The organism is Ruegeria spongiae, assembly GCF_023502395.1.
In the GTDB taxonomy this organism is placed as follows: Bacteria; Pseudomonadota; Alphaproteobacteria; order Rhodobacterales; family Rhodobacteraceae; genus Ruegeria_C; species Ruegeria_C spongiae.
Genome location: NZ_JAMFMB010000006.1, coordinates 40,489 through 56,724, shown reverse-complemented (window position 1 = coordinate 56,724; position 16,236 = coordinate 40,489). Strand labels below are relative to the sequence as shown.

Below are 16,236 nucleotides of genomic sequence, written 5' to 3'. Positions count from 1 at the left end.
TCTCAGGCCGGATTGTTCTCGCGGAAATAGTCCCAGGCGTCCACCTCGGTGCCATCGGGCAGGGTGCAGATGCCGGTCTGACCGTCATTGCTGTCGCGGATCTCGTATTTTGCGCCGGTCTCGATGCAATAGGTGGCCGCCGGGTTGGCCAGTTGCGGCTTGGTCTGTGGGGCCGGGTCGCAGGCGGCGAGCGTGGTCAGGCCAAGAGGGATCAGCAGGAAACGGGACATGCGGGAACTCCGGTGAATCGCAGGGGGTCGCATCACCTTAAGCGCTTGCGCTCGGGATGCGCCACACTTAGGACCAAAATCATGAAGATACTTTTCCTTGGTGACGTGATGGGCCGCGCGGGCCGGGCAGCGGTGCAGACGCATCTGCCGCGTCTGCGCGAAGACTGGAAGCTGGATTTCGTCGTGGTCAATGGCGAGAATGCCTCGAACGGCATGGGGCTGACCGGCGATCATGCCAAGCTGCTGCTTGAGGCGGGCGCCGATTGCGTGACGCTGGGCGATCACGCCTTCGACCAGCGCGACATGTTGCAATTCATTGAACGCGAGCCACGGGTGATCCGGCCTCTGAACTTTGCCAAGGGCGCACCGGGGCGGGGTTATCGCCTGTTCGATGCGCGGGGCGGGCGCAAGGTGCTGGTGACGCAGGTGCTGGGGCAGGTGTTCATGAAACGCCCCTTTGACGATCCGTTTTCGGCGATTGAACCAGTGCTCAAATCGCATCCGCGCGGTGGGCTGGCGCAGGCGGTGATCGTGGATATGCATTGCGAGGCGACCTCGGAAAAGATGGCGATGGGGCATTTCTGCGACGGGCGCGCAAGCCTGGTCGTGGGCACCCATACCCATATCCCCACCGCCGACGCGCAGGTGCTGCCCGGCGGCACCGGGTACCTCAGCGATGCGGGCATGTGCGGCGATTATGATTCCGTGATCGGCATGGAAAAAACCGAGCCGATGCGCCGCTTTCTCACCGGCATGCCCAAGGCGCGCTTTACCCCCGCGACCGGAGAGGCGACGCTGTCCGGCGTCTATCTGGAGACCGACGACCGCAGCGGCGTGGCGCAGAAGGTCCGCATGATCCGGATCGGGGGTCGTCTGGAACAGGCCGAACCCTGAGACCGTGATCACCAGGCGATCACCTGCCGGATATGCGCCACCGCACGCGTAAGCCTGTGTTCCTTGCCGGGCAGCCGTGACCGCGCCGCATGGTGCAGCGCAATCGCCACCGAAAACGCCGCCGCCAGGTCGGGTTGGCACTGTGTGAGACGGGCGCTGCCCTGATACGCCTCGAAAACCTGCCGGAAATTCCGATCCCCGTGAAAATACAGCACAGACCCCAGATCCCAATGCGGGTCCAGAAGCGTGGCGTCACCGAAGTCGAGCAAGCCGACAAGCCTGTCACCGTCGCAGATCAATTGTCGCTCATGCAGGTCGGTATGGCACAGGACCGGTGGCTGCTCTGCCATCTGCCGGGTAACCTCGTGCAGCAGCGCCCGCGTGCCAGCTTCGAGTTCCGGCGCTGCGGCAAAGGCGGGGTGCAGGAGACCCTGCGCCCAATGCGCCGACAGCGGGTGTTCAAAGCGCTGCAAGACACCCACAACAGGATCGGAGGTTGCACCGTGGATGCACTCCCCCTCGATACGCGCAGGACGCCCGAAGCCGTGCACTGGCACCTGATGCAACGCGGCCAATGTCTGCCCCAGCGCCCGGCTGACCTGAGCGGGCAGCGCCCCGCGCGCAGGGTGGCTGCCAACCAGCAGCGGCTCCAGCACCCAAGGGTTGCCCTGCCAGAGCGTGCCGGTCTGGTCTGAGGACAGCACCGGGCAGGCCACCCGCCCGCCACGGTCGCTGAGCGACTTGCGCAGGAAACGGTCGACGGGGGCACTCAGGGCGCGGTCGGGGGCCTCGATGACCCGCAGCACATAGGCGCGCCGGTCAGACCAGATTTCCCAGACCCGGCTGGTCGAACCTTGTGCCAGAAACCCGGCATGCCGCGGCGTTTCGCCAAGCTGGGCCAGTATTTCCGCCGCAAAACTCTCGAACCTGTCGCGCTGCATGCCCCCTCCGCACCGGATCTGTGGGTCATGATCGTTGGGGCTGGTTGCGATGGCAAGCCGCCGCCGGGGGTCATACTGGCCGGATACCGGAATATTCTGACCGAATCCGCCGGTGCGGAGGCACATGGGAATCCCATATCACTAACAAGACCGGGAATGGTGAGCTTGTTGAAGGGGTCAGGCTCGCCGGGCCGGACAGATATAAGGAAGCCCCTCTGTCCGGCCCACGGTCGACCATCACTCACGGCGGAATGTGCAGGTCGGGCTTGCCCCGGCCTGCACAATGCGGGAAACTGCGACCCGGCACATCCTCGGGCCGGGTTACGGACAACGATCTGACTCCATGCAATTTCTCCAGCTTTCCGACACCGCCAGCGCGATCCTGGCGCTTTTGATCGTCGCGGGGATGTTCGTGATGTTCCTGCGCGAGACCTTCCCGACCGAGGTGGTTGCGATCAGCGGTGTCGCGCTGATGCTGGTGACCGGTATCCTGCCCTATCAGGCCGCGCTGCCGGTTCTGGCGAACCCCGCGCCCTGGACCATCGCGGCCATGTTCATCATCATGGGAGCGCTGGTGCGCACCGGGGCGCTGGATGCGTTCACCTCGACAGCGCAGCGCCAGGCCAAGGTGAACCCGCGTTTTGCCATCGGGTTGCTGATGGGGTTTGTCGTCATCGCCTCGGCTTTTGTGTCGAACACGCCGGTGGTGGTGGTGATGATCCCGGTCTTTGTGCAGATCGCCCGCACGCTGGGCGTTGCCGCCTCGAAACTGCTGATTCCGCTGAGCTATGCCGCCATCTTGGGCGGTACCCTGACCCTGATCGGCACTTCGACAAACCTGCTGGTCGACGGGGTGGCCCGCGCGCAGGGGCAGGCCCCGTTCACCATATTCGAGGTCACGCCGCTGGGCATCATCCTGGTCATCTATGGCATGATCTATCTGCGCTTCATCGCGCCCAGGCTGCTGCCCGACCGTGACAGCATGGCGACGCTGCTGAGCGACAAGTCGAAGATGAAATTCTTCACCGAGGCGGTGATCCCCCCCGACAGCAACCTGATTGGCCGCGAAGTCACAGGTGTGCAGCTTTTCAAGCGCCCCGGCGTGCGGCTGATCGACGTGATCCGGGGCGATGCCTCGCTCAGGCGCAATCTGAAGGGGATCGAATTGCGGGTCGGCGACCGCGTGGTTCTGCGCACCCAGATGACCGAATTGCTGAGCCTGCAGAGCAACAAGGAACTGAAGCGGGTCGACCAGGTGTCGGCGGTCGAGACCTCGACGGTCGAGGTGCTGATCACACCGGGATGCCGCATGGTCGGGCGCTCGCTGGGTATGCTGCGGCTGCGGCGGCGCTTTGGCGTTTACGTTCTGGCGGTGCATCGCCGGAACCAGAATATCGGTCGGCAACTGGACGAACTGGTGGTGCGGGTGGGCGATACGCTGCTGCTTGAGGGCGCGCCCGAAGATATCCAGCGGCTGGCCTCGGATATGGACATGGTCGATGTCTCGCACCCCTCGGCGCGGGCCTACAGGCGGGGGCACGCGCCTGTCGCCGTGGCCACGCTGATGGGGCTGGTGGTGCTGGCGGCGCTTGGGCTGGCGCCGATCCTGCCCTTGTCGATCATGGCGGTGGCGGTGGTGCTGGTGACGCGCTGCATTGACGCGGATGAGGCGTTCTCTTTTGTCGACGGACGCCTGCTGGCGCTGATCTTTGCCATGCTTGCCATCGGCGCGGCGCTGGAAAGTTCGGGCGCGGTGGAGCTGATCGTCGAAGCGAGTGCGCCTTTCCTGGGCATGATGCCACCCTTCCTGGTGGTCTGGGCGGTCTATCTGCTGACCTCGGTCCTGACCGAGCTTGTGTCGAACAACGCGGTGGCGGTGGTGGTCACGCCGATCGCCATCGGTCTGGCCAGTGCGATGGGCATCGATCCGCGGCCGCTGATCGTGGCGGTCATGGTGGCGGCCTCGGCCTCTTTCGCGACACCGATCGGGTATCAGACCAACATGATGGTCTATGGCCCCGGCGGCTATCGTTTCACCGACTTCATGCGCGTCGGCATTCCGCTGAACCTGAGTGTCGGGCTGCTGGCCTCGCTGGTGATCCCGTTTATCTGGCCCTTCTGACCCGCCAAAGTTGAGCGCTATTCGGCCAGTCTCGTCATTCGTCGCTTGAAATCACGCATGCCGCGCCGATCTTGAAGGCGCGTCGCATCGGGAAAGGATGAGCAAGATGTTGTTTCGGGGTCTGATGGCCGCGCTGCTGGCCAGCGCAACACTTGGAACTGCCGCGATGGCGGGCACCATCGAGGGGACGGCCACCTACAGAGAACGGATCGCCGTGCCGCCGGGGGCGGTGTTGCAGGTCAAGCTGGTCGATATCTCGCGCGCCGATACGGCGGCGGTCGAACTGTCGGCGATGCGCTATGCGCTGGCGGGCGTGCCTGCGGATTTCACGCTGAGCTATGACGAGGCCCTGATCAAAGACAGCCACAGCTACGCGGTCGAGGCGTCGATCCTGCTGGAGGAGCAGCTGCTGTTCACCAGCGATACCGTACATCCGGTGCTGACGCGGGGCGGCACCAACACGGTGGACATGGTGCTGGTCAAGACCTCGCGCCCTGAACAGGCGCAGGCGCTGGACAACAGCAAATGGCAGGTCAGTGAGATGGCAGGCGCCCTGGTGACGGCCGAGAAAAAGCCCGAGATCGCGTTTGCCGAGGACGGGCAATTTGGTGCCACGGGCGGGTGCAACCGCTTTGTCGGTGCCGCAGAGATCGGCGCGCGTTCGATTGATTTCCCTGACAATATGGCCGGTACGCTGATGGCTTGCCCGCCGGAACAGGACGCGGTGGAACAGCAGTTCCTCAACGGGCTGACCCGCACCACCGGTTATGTGGTCAATGGCGATCTGCTGGCGCTGACCGGCGCGTCCGGCGACACGGTGATGCGGCTGACCCGCATCCCATAATGCGTCTGCCGAGCCGTGTTGCGGAACAGATCGCGCACCGCCAGCGACCCGGGTCGCTGGCGGTGATCCGGCTGTAGCTCAGCGGCTGCGATACCACAGAATGACCGGGATCGAGACCACATACATGGTGATGCCATACACAGCGGATGGCAGCGCCAGCGCACTGAACCCGGTCGTGGTGCCGGTGATCAGCGCCGCCAGCGTGATGCCGAGCGTCGAATTCTGGATGCCGGTTTCGATCGAGATGGTCTTGGTCTCTTGCCAGGTCAGCCCGGCAAGGCTGCCAAGTGCCAGACCCAGAACCAGCAGCACAACATTGAGCGAGACCAGGCCAATGCCCATGGTTCCCAGATTGTCGACCAGCATCCGCCAGTTTCCGGCCACCGCCGCAAGAACGATCAGGACGAAGAGGGCGGTGGCAAGAAACGAAAGCGCCTTATCGATTCGAAACGCAAAACCCGGCGCCGCCGCCCGGATCGCAACCCCGATCACAACCGGCAGGGTGGTGATCAGGAACATCGCGATTGCCAGCCCGGTGATCGACACCTCGGGGGCCTGCTCGCCCAGGAAATAACCCACCGACCAGGCGGCCAGAACCGGGATGGTCAGCATCGAGAGCAGGCTGATGATCGCCGTCAGCGATACTGACAGTGCCACATCGCCCTTGGCCAGTTTCGACAGGATGTTGGTGGTCACGCCACCGGGGCAGAACGACAGCAGCATGAAGCCCGCCGCGATCTGCGGCGGCAGGCCAAACAGATGCGCGATGGCGAAAGCGGTGAGCGGCAGCAGGATCACCTGGCTGACGGCCCCTATGGCAAAGGCGTATTTCCGCGTCAGCACGCGGCGAAAATCCGCAATCTCAAGGCCGATGCCCAGTGACAGCATGATGATGGCCAGTGACAGTGGCAGGCCCACATTGATCAGAAAATCCAAACTGCTCCTCCCTTTGGGTTCTGGCGAAGCTAGAGGAGGGTGGGGCGGTCAGGCAACGGGGTGTGCCGTAAGGTTATTCATATCTTTTGGCGAAACGGCGCAGGATTTCTCCGGGTTCGGTCACTTGGGCCGCCTTGCATTCCCCGATCAGCCGTTCGGCGTCGGAGGGCGGGAAATAGCCGTAATCCTTGTAGATCCTGATCCGCTGCTCGAAGTCATTCGCATCCGCCTCGGGGTGGAACTGCGTGGCATAGACGTTGTCGCCATGGCGGATCATCTGGATCGGGCAGGCCTCAGAACGGACCAGATGCACGCAGCCCGGCGGCAGGAGCTGCACCGCTTCCTTGTGGCCGACAAAGGCCTCGAATTCCGGCTTCAGCCCGGCGGTGAGCGGGTCGGACATGCCGTCGGCTGTCAGCGCACAATGCGACGGGCCGACAGGCTCGCCATAGCGCGCCTTGCTGACGTCGCCACCCAGATGAGCCGCCAGAACACCAAGCCCGTAACAGCAGCCCATGAAGGGGTGATCCTGTTCGATGATCTGGGGCATCAACCCCATCACCTGTGCCTCGATCCGTGCCTCAAGCGCGGGTTTGGAGGCCGGATCGTCGCTGACGCATCCCGGCCCGCCACCAACGATGACCCCGGCATAATCGGCCACCTGCAACCATTCGGGCAGCGCCTCGCAATCCAGCCGGATGCGGTGGGTGCGGTCCTCGGCCAGATCGCATTTGTGCAGGATCGAGGCGAACTCGGCATCTGCCGCATCATGTTCGGGGCGCAATTGCAGGATCAGAAAGCGTTTCATGCCCGGGCTTTAGCGCGATATGGCCGGTATTGGCAACGCCCATGGGGCGGCTTGCTTTCAGATGGGCCGGCGTTAGTCTGAGCGTTCTGCACGTGACGGAGAGTGATATGGCCGAGCCCCCTATCATCGCCTGGGATTTCGATGGCGTTCTGAACCGGAACATCCGCGACGGCGTGTTTTTATGGGCCGAGAACTTTGAGCGTGATCTCGGGCAGTCGCTGGAGGTGTTCACCAAACATGTCTTTGCCGATGATTTTGACCGGATCATCACAGGGCAGGAGGATTTGCGGGATCGCGTGGCCTCTTGGGCTGACCGGGTCGGGTTCGCTCCGGGTCCGGACGCATTGCTGGACTATTGGTTCAGCAATGATGCCTTGCCGGATGCCGAAGTTCTGAAGGTGCAGGCGGCGCTGTCGGCCAGAGGGGTCAGGCACGTCATCGCAACCAACAACGAAGCCCGCCGCGCACGATATATCGAAACCGAAATGGGCTTTGCCGATCGGGTCGCGCATGTCTTTGCCTCGGGCAGGATGGGCGTGCGCAAACCCTTTCCGGCGTTTTATGCACGGATCACCGAAACACTGGATGTGGCACCCGGTCGGATGATTCTGATCGATGACTATCAGGCCAGCGTCGAAGCGGCGCGCGCAATGGGATGGCAGGCTCATTTCTTTTCGGATGACAGCAGGGGTGACATTCTGGGCCAGCTGCGAGCGGAGTATTTGTGAGCCTGGGTGCGCTGCCTCACATTGGCCAGAACACAAGGATTGCCGGGATCGAGACCGCGACAACCAGTATCTCCAGCGGCAGCCCCATGCGCCAGTAATCGCCAAACCGGTAGCCGCCGGGGCCAAGGATCAGCGTGTTGTTCTTGTGGCCGATCGGCGTCAGGAAAGCCGCCGAGGCGGCCACTGCCACGGCCATCAGGAACGGGTCGGGCGAGACGCCCAGCGTGCTGGCCATCTGGATGCCGACCGGGGCGGCGACGATGGTGGTGGCCGTGTTGTTGAGCACGTCCGACAGCGTCATGGTCACGATCATCAGCACCGTCAGGATGGCCCAGGCCGGAAGACCGTCGGTGAACTGGATCAGGGCTCCGGCGATCAATTCCGTCCCGCCCGAGCTATCCAGTGCCGCGCCCAGCGGGATCATCGACCCCAGCAGGATCACCACCGGCCATTCGATGTGATCATAAAGCTCCGCGATGGGAAGGATGCGGGTCAGCACATAAGCCACCACCACCAGCCCCAGCGCGACGGGCAGGTAGATCAGCCCGACGCTGGCCGCCAGAACCGCCGCCGCAAACAGCCCGATAGCCAGCCAGACCTTGTCATTGGCGGTTACGGACAATCCGCGTTCGGCCAATGGCAGGCAGCCCAGCCAGTCGGTGACGTCGGCGGTCCTGTCGCGTGGGCAGAGCAGCAGCAGGATGTCGCCCGGCTCGACCTCGGTCTTGCGCACCTGGTGCAGGATTCGCTTGCCCTGGCGCGAAATGCCCATCAGCAGCGTGCTTTGCCGCCAGGCCAGCCCGATGCCCTGCGCCGTGCGCCCGGTGATCCGCGCGCCTTCGGGGGCGACCACCTCGGTGATCTCCAGCCCGTCGCCTGAAGCGGTCAGCAATTCCTGCCGCTGCGCGTCCGAGAAATCCAGCGTCAGGGCTGCGCGAAATTCGTCCAGCGCTTCGGGCTTGGCCTCCAGCACCAGCGCATCGCCCGCCCGCAGCAGCGTGTTCGCGGCGCGGCCATAGCGGCGTTTGCCGTCGCGGATCAGGCCGATGATGGCCACATCCGACTGGTCTGCGGTATCGTAGAACTCGGCCAGTCGCTTGCCGATATGGGGTGACTCCTCTGGGATGGTCAGTTCGGCGATGTAGTCCGCCAGCGCGGTTGCGGTATCAGCTTCGGCGCCCCGGTCCGGGATCAGGCGCCAGCCGACCAGAGCAACAAAAGCCAGCCCGGCCAGCGCGGCGAGCCCACCCACCGGAGCGAAATCGAACATGTGATAGGGCGTACCCACCGCCTGCTCGCGGATCGAGGCGATGATGATGTTGGGCGGTGTGCCGATCAGCGTGGCCATGCCGCCCAGGATGGTCGCGAAGCTGAGCGGCATCAGCGACAGACCCGGCGCGCGGCCCGCCTTGCGGGCGGTCTGGATATCGACCGGCATCAGCAGCGCCAGCGCGGCCACATTGTTCATGAACGCCGACAGCACCGCGCCGATCCCGCCCATCAGCGCGATATGGGTGCCCAGTTTACGGCCCGAATCCACCAGCGTGCGGGTGATCAGGAACACCGCCCCTGATCGCACCAGCCCGGCCGAGACCACCAGCACCAGCGCCACCACCACGGTGGCGGGGTGACCAAAGCCCGAGAACGCGTCCTTGACCGGGACAACGCCCAGCACAACGCCAATGAGTAAGGCGGAAAAGGCAACCAGATCATAGCGGTAGCGGCCCCAGAGCAGCATACCGAAGACCCCGATGAACAATCCGAACAATATCATCTGATCCAAAGTCATGCTGCCACCATAGGCATGGGCGGCGCGCGGGCAAGCCGGTCCCTTGATCCTTTTGCCCGCAAGGGTCTATATGATCGCCAATCAGAACACCGAGCAACGAGGACGATATGGCCGGCCATTCCAAATGGGCAAATATTCAGCACCGCAAAGGGCGTCAGGACGCCGTGCGGTCCAAGTTGTTTTCCAAGCTCAGCAAGGAAATCACTGTTGCCGCCAAGATGGGCGATCCCGACCCCGACAAGAACCCGCGCCTGCGTCTGGCGGTGAAAGAAGCCAAGTCGAACTCGGTCCCCAAGGACGTGATCGACCGTGCGATCAAGAAATCTCAGGCCGGCGAGGGCGACGAATACGAAGAGATCCGCTATGAGGGCTATGGCCCCAACGGGGTGGCGGTGATTGTCGAGGCGATGACCGACAACCGCAACCGTACCGCATCGACCGTGCGCTCGACCTTTTCCAAGAATGGCGGCAATCTGGGCGAGACCGGCTCGGTCGGGTTCATGTTCGAACGCAAGGGCGAGGTGATGTACACCGCCGAAGCGGGTGACGCCGATACGATCTTCGAGGCCGCGATCGAGGCCGGTGCCGAGGATGTGGAAAGCTCGGAAGACGGCCACATCATCTATTGCGCCGATACCGATCTGAACGAGGTGTCGAACGCGCTGGAAGCGGCGCTGGGCGAATCCGAATCCACCAAACTGGTGTGGAAGCCGAACACGACCACCGAGCTGGATCTGGACGGCATGCAAAAGCTGATGCGGCTGGTCGATGCGCTGGAAGATGATGACGATATCCAGCGGGTCACCACCAATTTCGAAGCCGATGACGAGGTCATGGCGCAGCTCTGATTGCGCTCTGAATACAGGGACAGCCCGGAGCATCGCTCCGGGCTTTTTTGTTGCGCAATCATGCCGGGCCTTATCCGGCCAGTGCCGGACGGTCCTGCGCCGGACGCCACAGCGGCCCGACACCGATCAGCAGAATGATCGCGTTGAACACCACGTTTGAGGCGTTGCCCGAGGCGGCCGATCCCGCGCTGTCCAGAACGAACCAGGCCAGCAGGCCGTAGATCACGCTCTTGCGGACCGCCTCTGGGGCGAAGTCATAGACCCGCTCGGACAGGTTCCAGATCATCACACCCCAGCCCAGCAGGAAACCGCCCGTAAGCGCAGACAGAAACCGTGTGTCAGGTGCAGTGAACGTGGCGCTGCCATCCAGCGGCCAGCCCAGCAGGTCCATGGTGATGCGGGCCGGGCCGGTGGTGGCCTCGATCGCGCCAAGGAAAAAGATCGGTGCGAAACTGGCCACGATCACCGCAACGACCTTCAGCCAGAACTTGTGGAACTTATGTGACATTTCTTTCCTCCTTTTGGATATGGCGGCAGAATGTGCCGGGTGAGGTCATCGAGGCAATTACCTGCAAGGTAACTGACGCGGTTCTCGGCGCGCGCTATGCTGCGCCCATGACCGAGTTTCCCAGCACCCTGAAGACATGGCGCGCCGCGCGCCGGATGTCGCAATTGCAACTGGCGGTCGAGGCCGAAGTGTCCTCGCGCCATATCTCGTTTCTGGAGACCGGCCGTGCCCGTCCCAGCCGCGAAATGATCGGGCGTCTGGGGGACGCCCTGCAGATGCCGCTGGATGCACGCAACCAAATGCTGCTCACTGCGGGCTTTGCGCCACGCTATCCGCAGCGCCGTTGGGAGGCCGACGAGATGGCGCCGATCCGCGACGCGGTCGCCCATATGCTGGATACCCATGCGCCTTATCCGGGGCTGGCGGTGGACAGGCTCTGGTCGGTTTTGCGCATGAATGCGCCCGCGCGCCTGCTCTACGGTCCGCTGGGTCTGACTGAGGGTGGCAGCATGCTTGACCTGCTGATGTCGGATCATCTGCCGGGTCACATCGAGAACTGGCCCGCTGTCGCCCATCACGCCGCGCGACGCTTGCGGATCGAAAGCGCAGCGCAGGGCGGTGTGGCGCGACTGGACGCGGTGGCGGAGCATCTGGCGCAGGTGCCACCACCCTCGGACCGGTCACTGGCGCCAGTGGTGCCCACAATTCTGCGCGCCGGGAAAATGCGTCTGGTGTTGTTTGCCACAATCGCCCAGTTTGGCACGCCCGAGGATCTGCTGCTGGACGACCTGAAAGTGGAGCTTTATTTCCCCGCCGACCCCGAGAGCGGCGCTGTCCTGTGCGCGCTGGCTCAAAACGGCGGGTAGGGTGCGCCTGGACCAGAATGCAGCGATCAACGGTCTCTGACCAACCCCGCCGTTGCCGCCTGTTTCACGGCACGGGTGAGGGGGCTGAGCGCCGGGGCCATCACCCGACTGACCTGCCAACTGAGCGCAACGTCGAGCGGCTGATCCGGCAGCAAATCGACAACCAGGCCGTCGCGGATCAGGCTCCGCACCAGCGGCTCGGGGTTCATGCCCCAGCCCAGCCCGGCGCAGGCGGCATCGACGAAGGCGTGGGTCGAGGGCAGGAAATGACTGGGCGGGACAACCCGGTGGCCGGTGACCTGTTCGATCCATTTTCGCTGCAGCTCGTCCTTGCGGTTGAAGGTCATGCACGGCGCGGCGGACAGGGATTGCGCCGTCACGCCATCCCCGAACCATTGCTTGCAATAGGCCGGGCTGGCGGTGGCGAGATAGCGCAGAGACCCGAGCGGGGTCACGTTGCAGCCGGGCACCGGCCGCGTGCCGGACCCGATCGCCGCGCTGACCGCGCCGCGCCGCAGCCAGTCGGCCGAGTGGCCCTCATCGTCGATCACCAGATCAAACAGCACGCCTTCGACCCGTGCCATCGCGTCGATGAACCATGTGGCGAGGCTGTCGGCATTCACGGCAACGCGCAGGCGGGTGGGGCCGTCGGATACCTCCAGCGACAGGTCCCGGCTCAACTGTGCCTCCAGCAGGCCGACATCCTCGGCATGTTTGGCGATCCGCAGACCGGCCTGGGTGCCGGTACACGGCGCGCCACGTTCGATCAGTGCCGTGCCCACCCGTTCCTCAAGCGCCCGGATGCGCTGCGAGATGGCCGATTGCGTCACCGCCAGCTCGGCGGCGGCGGCCTCGAAGCTGCCCAGCCGCAGAATCGCGGCGAGGGCGCGCAAGTGGTTGGGGTCGAATTGCATTAGAAGAACTTATTCAGGGCCAGTATCTTTAATTTGATAGCTGGCGCCTGCCCGGTTAGTCAAACCATGTTCAAGACGGAGGGCACATGGTGGCATCATTCATTCCGGGCTTCTTTCTGGGCTTCAGCCTGATCCTTGCGATCGGGGCGCAGAATGCGTTTGTTCTGCGTCAGGGTCTGCGGCACGCGCATGTTCTGGCGGTCTGCCTGACCTGCGCCATCTCGGATGCGCTGCTGATCACGGCGGGGGTGGCCGGGTTCGGGGCGCTGGCCACGGCGGTGCCGTGGTTCGAGCCGCTCATGCGCTATGGCGGGGCGGCGTTTCTGATCGCCTATGGCGCGCGCAGTTTTCAGGCCGCCTGGCGCGGCGGCGAAGCGTTGCAGACCCGGAACGGCGCGGGGGCCGGATTGGGGGCGACATTGGCAACGCTGCTGGCGCTCACCTGGCTCAACCCGCATGTCTATCTGGATACCGTGGTGCTGATCGGGTCGGTTTCGGCGCAGTATCCAGACCGGCTGAGCTTTGGTCTGGGGGCGGTGAGCGCAAGCTTCGTCTTTTTCTTTTCGCTAGGCTATGGCGCGCGGCTTTTGGCGCCGCTTTTTGCCCGCCCGCGCGCCTGGCAGGTGCTGGATGTGCTGATAGGCGTGATCATGTGGGCCATCGCCGCGAAACTCATTATCATGTGAAGGGTTGTCCCATCGCGCGATTGGGTGTTGAACGGCCTCATGTCCACGCCTGATTCCAAACAGCAGCGCCCGCTTGCCGGTATCCTCTGGATGCTTGCGGCGGGTCTGTGTTTTGTGCTGATGACCGCGCTGGTCAAGGTGATGGGTGGCACCATGCACCCGGTCCAGCTGGCCTTTCTGCGTTACCTGCTGGGGCTGGTCTTTGTCCTTCCGGTGATCCGTCCGCTGATCACCACGCGGTTTACGCCGCGCCAGTGGTCGCTCTTTGGTATCAGGGGCGCGATGCATTCGGTTGCGGTGATGCTGTGGTTTTATGCGATGACGCAGATCCCTCTGGCCGAGGTGACTGCGATGAATTACCTGACGCCGATCTATGTCACGCTGGGGGCGGTGTTCCTGCTGGGTGAGAAACTGGCCGCACGTCGGATCTCTGCGATTGTCATCGCGCTGTTCGGGGCGTTGATCATCCTGCGACCCGGCTTTCGCGACGTGTCGCCGGGCCATCTGGCGATGCTGGGCACGACGCTGATGCTGGGCGGGTCCTATCTGCTGGCCAAGGTCACTGTGGACGAGGTGCGCCCGGCGCTGGTTCTGGCGCAGATGTCGCTTTGGGTGACGCTGTTTCTGGCGCCGTTTGCCGTCGCGGTCTGGCAACCCTTCAGCCCGTCAGATCTGGGCCTGGTCTTTCTGATCGCCGCGCTGGCGACCGCAGGACATTACGGCATGACCCGCGCGCTTCAGGCTGCCCCGGTTGCGGTGACGCAACCTGCCACCTTCCTGCAACTGGTCTGGTCGGTCGCGCTGGGCGCGCTGGCCTTTGACGAGGGGGTGGACCCGTGGGTGGTCGCGGGCGGGACGCTGATCCTGGCCTCGGTCAGCTTCATCTCGTGGCGCGAAGCGGCACTGAACCGGCGACAGATTACCCCGGTCAACATCGCGCCGAAGCTATAGCGTGGGTTATTGATTGACGGGTCAATAAAAACATCCTAGCTGTTTTCCCTAACCTGACGGAAGGGGAGTGAGGATGCCGAAACTGGGAATGGAACCGATCCGGCGCGAGGCGATCGTGCGGGCGACCATTGCCGAGCTTGGTCAGTCGCGCTCGCTTGATGTGACCGTCAGCCAGATCGCCAAGCGGGCCGGCATGTCAAGCGCGCTGGCGCATCACTATTTCGGCGGCAAGGACCAGATATTTCTGGCGGCGATGCGCCGCATTCTGGCGGATTTCGGGGCCGAGGCACGGGCCGAACTGAAGGCCGCCGCGCCCCAGGACCGCGCCAGGGCTGTGATCCGCGCCTGTTTCGCGCCGTCCTGCTTCACCCCGGATGTGATCGCGGCCTGGATGACCTTCTATGTCATGGCCCAAACCAATGACGACGCGCTGCGCCTCTGGCAGATCTATCAGGGCCGTATCCGTTCCAACCTGGTGCATGCGCTGAAAGGGCGGGTCGACGATCCTGTCGATGTTGCCGAAACGCTGATCGCGCTGATTGATGGTCTTTACATCCGGGCCGCACTGGGCGCTCCGGAACGACCCGATCTGGCCGTGCGACAGGCAACCACAATTCTTGAAACACTAACAGGGAGGCGTTCATGACTCGGCCCAACATTCTGATCCTGATGGTAGACCAGCTTAACGGAACCCTGTTCCCCGACGGCCCCGCAGACTGGCTGCACGCGCCGAACCTCAAGAAGCTGGCCGCGCGCTCGACCCGGTTTGCCAATGCCTATACCGGTTCGCCGCTCTGCGCGCCGGGGCGGGCGGCCTTCATGTCGGGGCAATTGCCCTCGCGCACCGGGGTTTATGACAACGCCGCCGAGTTCCGCAGCGATATCCCGACCTATGCCCATCACCTGCGCCGGGCGGGCTATTACACCTGCCTCAGCGGCAAGATGCACTTTGTCGGCCCCGATCAGATGCACGGGTTCGAGGATCGCCTGACCACCGATATCTACCCCGCCGATTTCGGCTGGACGCCGGACTATCGCAAACCGGGCGAGCGGATCGACTGGTGGTATCACAACATGGGCTCGGTGACCGGCGCGGGCGTGGCCGAAATCTCGAACCAGATGGAATATGATGACGAGGTCGCATACAACGCCACCGCCAAGCTCTATGATCTGGCGCGCGGCAAGGACGTGCGCCCCTGGTGCCTGACCGTCAGCTTTACCCATCCGCATGATCCTTATGTGGCACGGCGGAAATACTGGGACCTCTACGAGGATTGCGCACATCTGACCCCGCAGGTTTCGGACCTTGGCTATGACAATCAGGATCCGCATTCGCAGCGCATTTTCGATGCCAATGACTGGCGCAGCTTCGACATCACCGATGAGGATATCCGCAGGTCACGGCAGGCCTATTTCGCCAATATCTCGTATCTGGACGACAAGATCGGCGAGATATTGCACGTGCTGGAAGCCACCCGACAAGAGGCCACCATCCTCTTCGTTTCGGACCATGGTGACATGCTGGGCGAGCGGGGTCTGTGGTTCAAGATGACCTTCTATGAGGGCTCGGCGCGGGTGCCCCTGATGATCTCGGCGCCTGACATGCCTGTCGGGCGGATCGACACGCCGGTTTCGACCATCGACGTGACGCCCACGCTGGGCGCGCTGGCCGGTGTCGATATGGCTGAGATCGCGCCCTGGACCGATGGTGAAAGCCTCGTGCCATTGGCTAACGGGATCGAACGCGACGCGCCGGTGATGATCGAATACGCCGCCGAGGCCTCTTACGCGCCGCTGGTGTCCCTGCGGCAGGGACAGTGGAAATTCAACCGGTGTGCGCTGGACCCCGATCAGTTGTTCGATCTGCAGAACGACCCGCACGAGTTGACCAACCTTGCCGGTGATCCGACCCATCAGGAGGTTCTGCAGCGCCTGCGCTCACAATCCGAGGCGCGCTGGGATCTGGACGCCTATGATGGCGATGTGCGCGCCAGTCAGGCGTGCCGCTGGGTGGTTTATGAGGCGTTGCGGCAGGGTGGCTATTACCCTTGGGATTACCAGCCGCTGCAAAAGGCCTCGGAACGTTACATGCGCAATCACATGGACCTGAACACCGTCGAGGAAAGCGCGCGCTTTCCCCGAGGCGAATGACCTTTCGCTCCTTTATCGAA

General features: G+C 63.6%; 17 protein-coding genes. 10 read left to right on the top strand and 7 right to left on the bottom strand.

All coding sequences use genetic code 11. The features are described from left to right. Positions 1–2 precede the first annotated feature (2 nt). Complete coding sequence (locus M3P21_RS06585) at positions 3–230, bottom strand: putative hemolysin (protein WP_249707874.1); 228 nt, start codon at positions 228–230, stop codon at positions 3–5. Between the two features lie 81 nt (positions 231–311). On the opposite strand from M3P21_RS06585, the gene M3P21_RS06580 reads away from it, so the two are divergent. Continuing rightward, complete coding sequence (locus M3P21_RS06580) at positions 312–1,124, top strand: TIGR00282 family metallophosphoesterase (protein WP_249707871.1); 813 nt, start codon at positions 312–314, stop codon at positions 1,122–1,124. A gap of 8 nt (positions 1,125–1,132) precedes the next feature. On the opposite strand, the gene M3P21_RS06575 is transcribed toward M3P21_RS06580, so the two are convergent. After that, positions 1,133–2,191 (bottom strand): aminoglycoside phosphotransferase family protein, encoded by a 1,059-nt coding sequence (locus M3P21_RS06575; RefSeq protein WP_249707869.1) that lies wholly within the window; start codon positions 2,189–2,191, stop codon positions 1,133–1,135. Between the two features lie 217 nt (positions 2,192–2,408). On the opposite strand from M3P21_RS06575, the gene M3P21_RS06570 reads away from it, so the two are divergent. Together M3P21_RS06570 and M3P21_RS06565 are read left to right on the top strand one after the other, a co-directional pair. After that, on the top strand, positions 2,409–4,187 hold the full coding sequence (locus M3P21_RS06570) for an SLC13 family permease (protein WP_249707867.1): 1,779 nt from the start codon (positions 2,409–2,411) through the stop codon (positions 4,185–4,187). A 106-nt stretch (positions 4,188–4,293) separates the two neighbouring features. Beyond that, positions 4,294–5,031, top strand: coding sequence for a YbaY family lipoprotein (locus M3P21_RS06565; protein ID WP_249707864.1), 738 nt, complete (start codon positions 4,294–4,296; stop codon positions 5,029–5,031). Positions 5,032–5,109: 78 nt separating this feature from the next. Here M3P21_RS06565 and M3P21_RS06560 read toward each other — a convergent pair whose 3' ends face one another. Both M3P21_RS06560 and M3P21_RS06555 read right to left on the bottom strand, forming a co-directional pair. After that, positions 5,110–5,967 carry a bile acid:sodium symporter family protein gene (locus tag M3P21_RS06560; protein WP_249707861.1) on the bottom strand — a complete coding sequence of 286 codons (858 nt, stop codon included), beginning with the start codon at positions 5,965–5,967 and terminating at the stop codon, positions 5,110–5,112. Positions 5,968–6,040: 73 nt separating this feature from the next. Continuing rightward, entirely contained in the window at positions 6,041–6,775 is a 735-nt protein-coding gene (locus M3P21_RS06555; RefSeq protein ID WP_249707859.1) for a glutamine amidotransferase, read from the bottom strand. A 107-nt stretch (positions 6,776–6,882) separates the two neighbouring features. Between M3P21_RS06555 and M3P21_RS06550 the strand changes: the two genes are divergently transcribed. Further along, positions 6,883–7,503, top strand: coding sequence for an HAD family hydrolase (locus M3P21_RS06550; RefSeq protein WP_249707857.1), 621 nt, complete (start codon positions 6,883–6,885; stop codon positions 7,501–7,503). A gap of 16 nt (positions 7,504–7,519) precedes the next feature. On the opposite strand, the gene M3P21_RS06545 is transcribed toward M3P21_RS06550, so the two are convergent. After that, on the bottom strand, positions 7,520–9,292 hold the full coding sequence (locus tag M3P21_RS06545; protein WP_249707856.1) for an SLC13 family permease: 1,773 nt from the start codon (positions 9,290–9,292) through the stop codon (positions 7,520–7,522). Between the two features lie 107 nt (positions 9,293–9,399). On the opposite strand from M3P21_RS06545, the gene M3P21_RS06540 reads away from it, so the two are divergent. Then, positions 9,400–10,140 carry a YebC/PmpR family DNA-binding transcriptional regulator gene (locus tag M3P21_RS06540; protein ID WP_249707855.1) on the top strand — a complete coding sequence of 247 codons (741 nt, stop codon included), beginning with the start codon at positions 9,400–9,402 and terminating at the stop codon, positions 10,138–10,140. 70 nt (positions 10,141–10,210) lie between these two features. Here M3P21_RS06540 and M3P21_RS06535 read toward each other — a convergent pair whose 3' ends face one another. Next, positions 10,211–10,648 carry a hypothetical protein gene (locus M3P21_RS06535; RefSeq protein ID WP_249707854.1) on the bottom strand — a complete coding sequence of 146 codons (438 nt, stop codon included), beginning with the start codon at positions 10,646–10,648 and terminating at the stop codon, positions 10,211–10,213. Between M3P21_RS06535 and M3P21_RS06530 the strand changes: the two genes are divergently transcribed. After that, complete coding sequence (locus tag M3P21_RS06530; protein ID WP_249707853.1) at positions 10,642–11,514, top strand: helix-turn-helix domain-containing protein; 873 nt, start codon at positions 10,642–10,644, stop codon at positions 11,512–11,514. The two genes, M3P21_RS06535 and M3P21_RS06530, sit on opposite strands and share 7 nt — an antisense overlap. 26 nt (positions 11,515–11,540) lie before the next feature. On the opposite strand, the gene M3P21_RS06525 is transcribed toward M3P21_RS06530, so the two are convergent. Further along, complete coding sequence (locus tag M3P21_RS06525; protein ID WP_249707847.1) at positions 11,541–12,428, bottom strand: LysR family transcriptional regulator ArgP; 888 nt, start codon at positions 12,426–12,428, stop codon at positions 11,541–11,543. An 86-nt stretch (positions 12,429–12,514) separates the two neighbouring features. Here M3P21_RS06525 and M3P21_RS06520 point away from each other — a divergent pair, with 86 nt between their 5' ends. The 4 genes from M3P21_RS06520 to betC all read left to right on the top strand — a co-directional run bounded on the left by M3P21_RS06520 (position 12,515) and on the right by betC (position 16,216). Next, entirely contained in the window at positions 12,515–13,114 is a 600-nt protein-coding gene (locus M3P21_RS06520; RefSeq protein WP_249707845.1) for a LysE/ArgO family amino acid transporter, read from the top strand. Positions 13,115–13,153: 39 nt separating this feature from the next. Next, complete coding sequence (locus M3P21_RS06515) at positions 13,154–14,065, top strand: DMT family transporter (protein WP_249707843.1); 912 nt, start codon at positions 13,154–13,156, stop codon at positions 14,063–14,065. Positions 14,066–14,138: 73 nt separating this feature from the next. After that, positions 14,139–14,711, top strand: a complete 573-nt coding sequence (gene betI / locus M3P21_RS06510) for a choline-binding transcriptional repressor BetI (RefSeq protein ID WP_249707841.1) — start codon at positions 14,139–14,141, stop codon at positions 14,709–14,711. Further along, positions 14,708–16,216, top strand: coding sequence for a choline-sulfatase (betC, locus tag M3P21_RS06505; RefSeq protein WP_249707839.1), 1,509 nt, complete (start codon positions 14,708–14,710; stop codon positions 16,214–16,216). Before betI ends, betC begins: the two co-directional genes overlap by 4 nt. Positions 16,217–16,236: the final 20 nt, after the last annotated feature.

What these genes read in the sequence shown, in the direction of transcription:
- M3P21_RS06545 (WP_249707856.1), bottom strand. Translation starts at nt 9,292, where the DNA reads ATGACTTTGGATCAGATGATATTGTTCGGATTGTTCATCGGGGTCTTC.
- M3P21_RS06555 (WP_249707859.1), bottom strand. Translation starts at nt 6,775, where the DNA reads ATGAAACGCTTTCTGATCCTGCAATTGCGCCCCGAACATGATGCGGCA.
- M3P21_RS06550 (WP_249707857.1), top strand. Translation starts at nt 6,883, where the DNA reads ATGGCCGAGCCCCCTATCATCGCCTGGGATTTCGATGGCGTTCTGAAC.
- betI (WP_249707841.1), top strand. Translation starts at nt 14,139, where the DNA reads ATGCCGAAACTGGGAATGGAACCGATCCGGCGCGAGGCGATCGTGCGG.
- M3P21_RS06515 (WP_249707843.1), top strand. Translation starts at nt 13,154, where the DNA reads ATGTCCACGCCTGATTCCAAACAGCAGCGCCCGCTTGCCGGTATCCTC.
- M3P21_RS06525 (WP_249707847.1), bottom strand. Translation starts at nt 12,428, where the DNA reads ATGCAATTCGACCCCAACCACTTGCGCGCCCTCGCCGCGATTCTGCGG.
- M3P21_RS06520 (WP_249707845.1), top strand. Translation starts at nt 12,515, where the DNA reads ATGGTGGCATCATTCATTCCGGGCTTCTTTCTGGGCTTCAGCCTGATC.
- M3P21_RS06570 (WP_249707867.1), top strand. Translation starts at nt 2,409, where the DNA reads ATGCAATTTCTCCAGCTTTCCGACACCGCCAGCGCGATCCTGGCGCTT.
- M3P21_RS06580 (WP_249707871.1), top strand. Translation starts at nt 312, where the DNA reads ATGAAGATACTTTTCCTTGGTGACGTGATGGGCCGCGCGGGCCGGGCA.
- M3P21_RS06585 (WP_249707874.1), bottom strand. Translation starts at nt 230, where the DNA reads ATGTCCCGTTTCCTGCTGATCCCTCTTGGCCTGACCACGCTCGCCGCC.
- betC (WP_249707839.1), top strand. Translation starts at nt 14,708, where the DNA reads ATGACTCGGCCCAACATTCTGATCCTGATGGTAGACCAGCTTAACGGA.
- M3P21_RS06535 (WP_249707854.1), bottom strand. Translation starts at nt 10,648, where the DNA reads ATGTCACATAAGTTCCACAAGTTCTGGCTGAAGGTCGTTGCGGTGATC.
- M3P21_RS06565 (WP_249707864.1), top strand. Translation starts at nt 4,294, where the DNA reads ATGTTGTTTCGGGGTCTGATGGCCGCGCTGCTGGCCAGCGCAACACTT.
- M3P21_RS06540 (WP_249707855.1), top strand. Translation starts at nt 9,400, where the DNA reads ATGGCCGGCCATTCCAAATGGGCAAATATTCAGCACCGCAAAGGGCGT.
- M3P21_RS06575 (WP_249707869.1), bottom strand. Translation starts at nt 2,191, where the DNA reads ATGTGCCTCCGCACCGGCGGATTCGGTCAGAATATTCCGGTATCCGGC.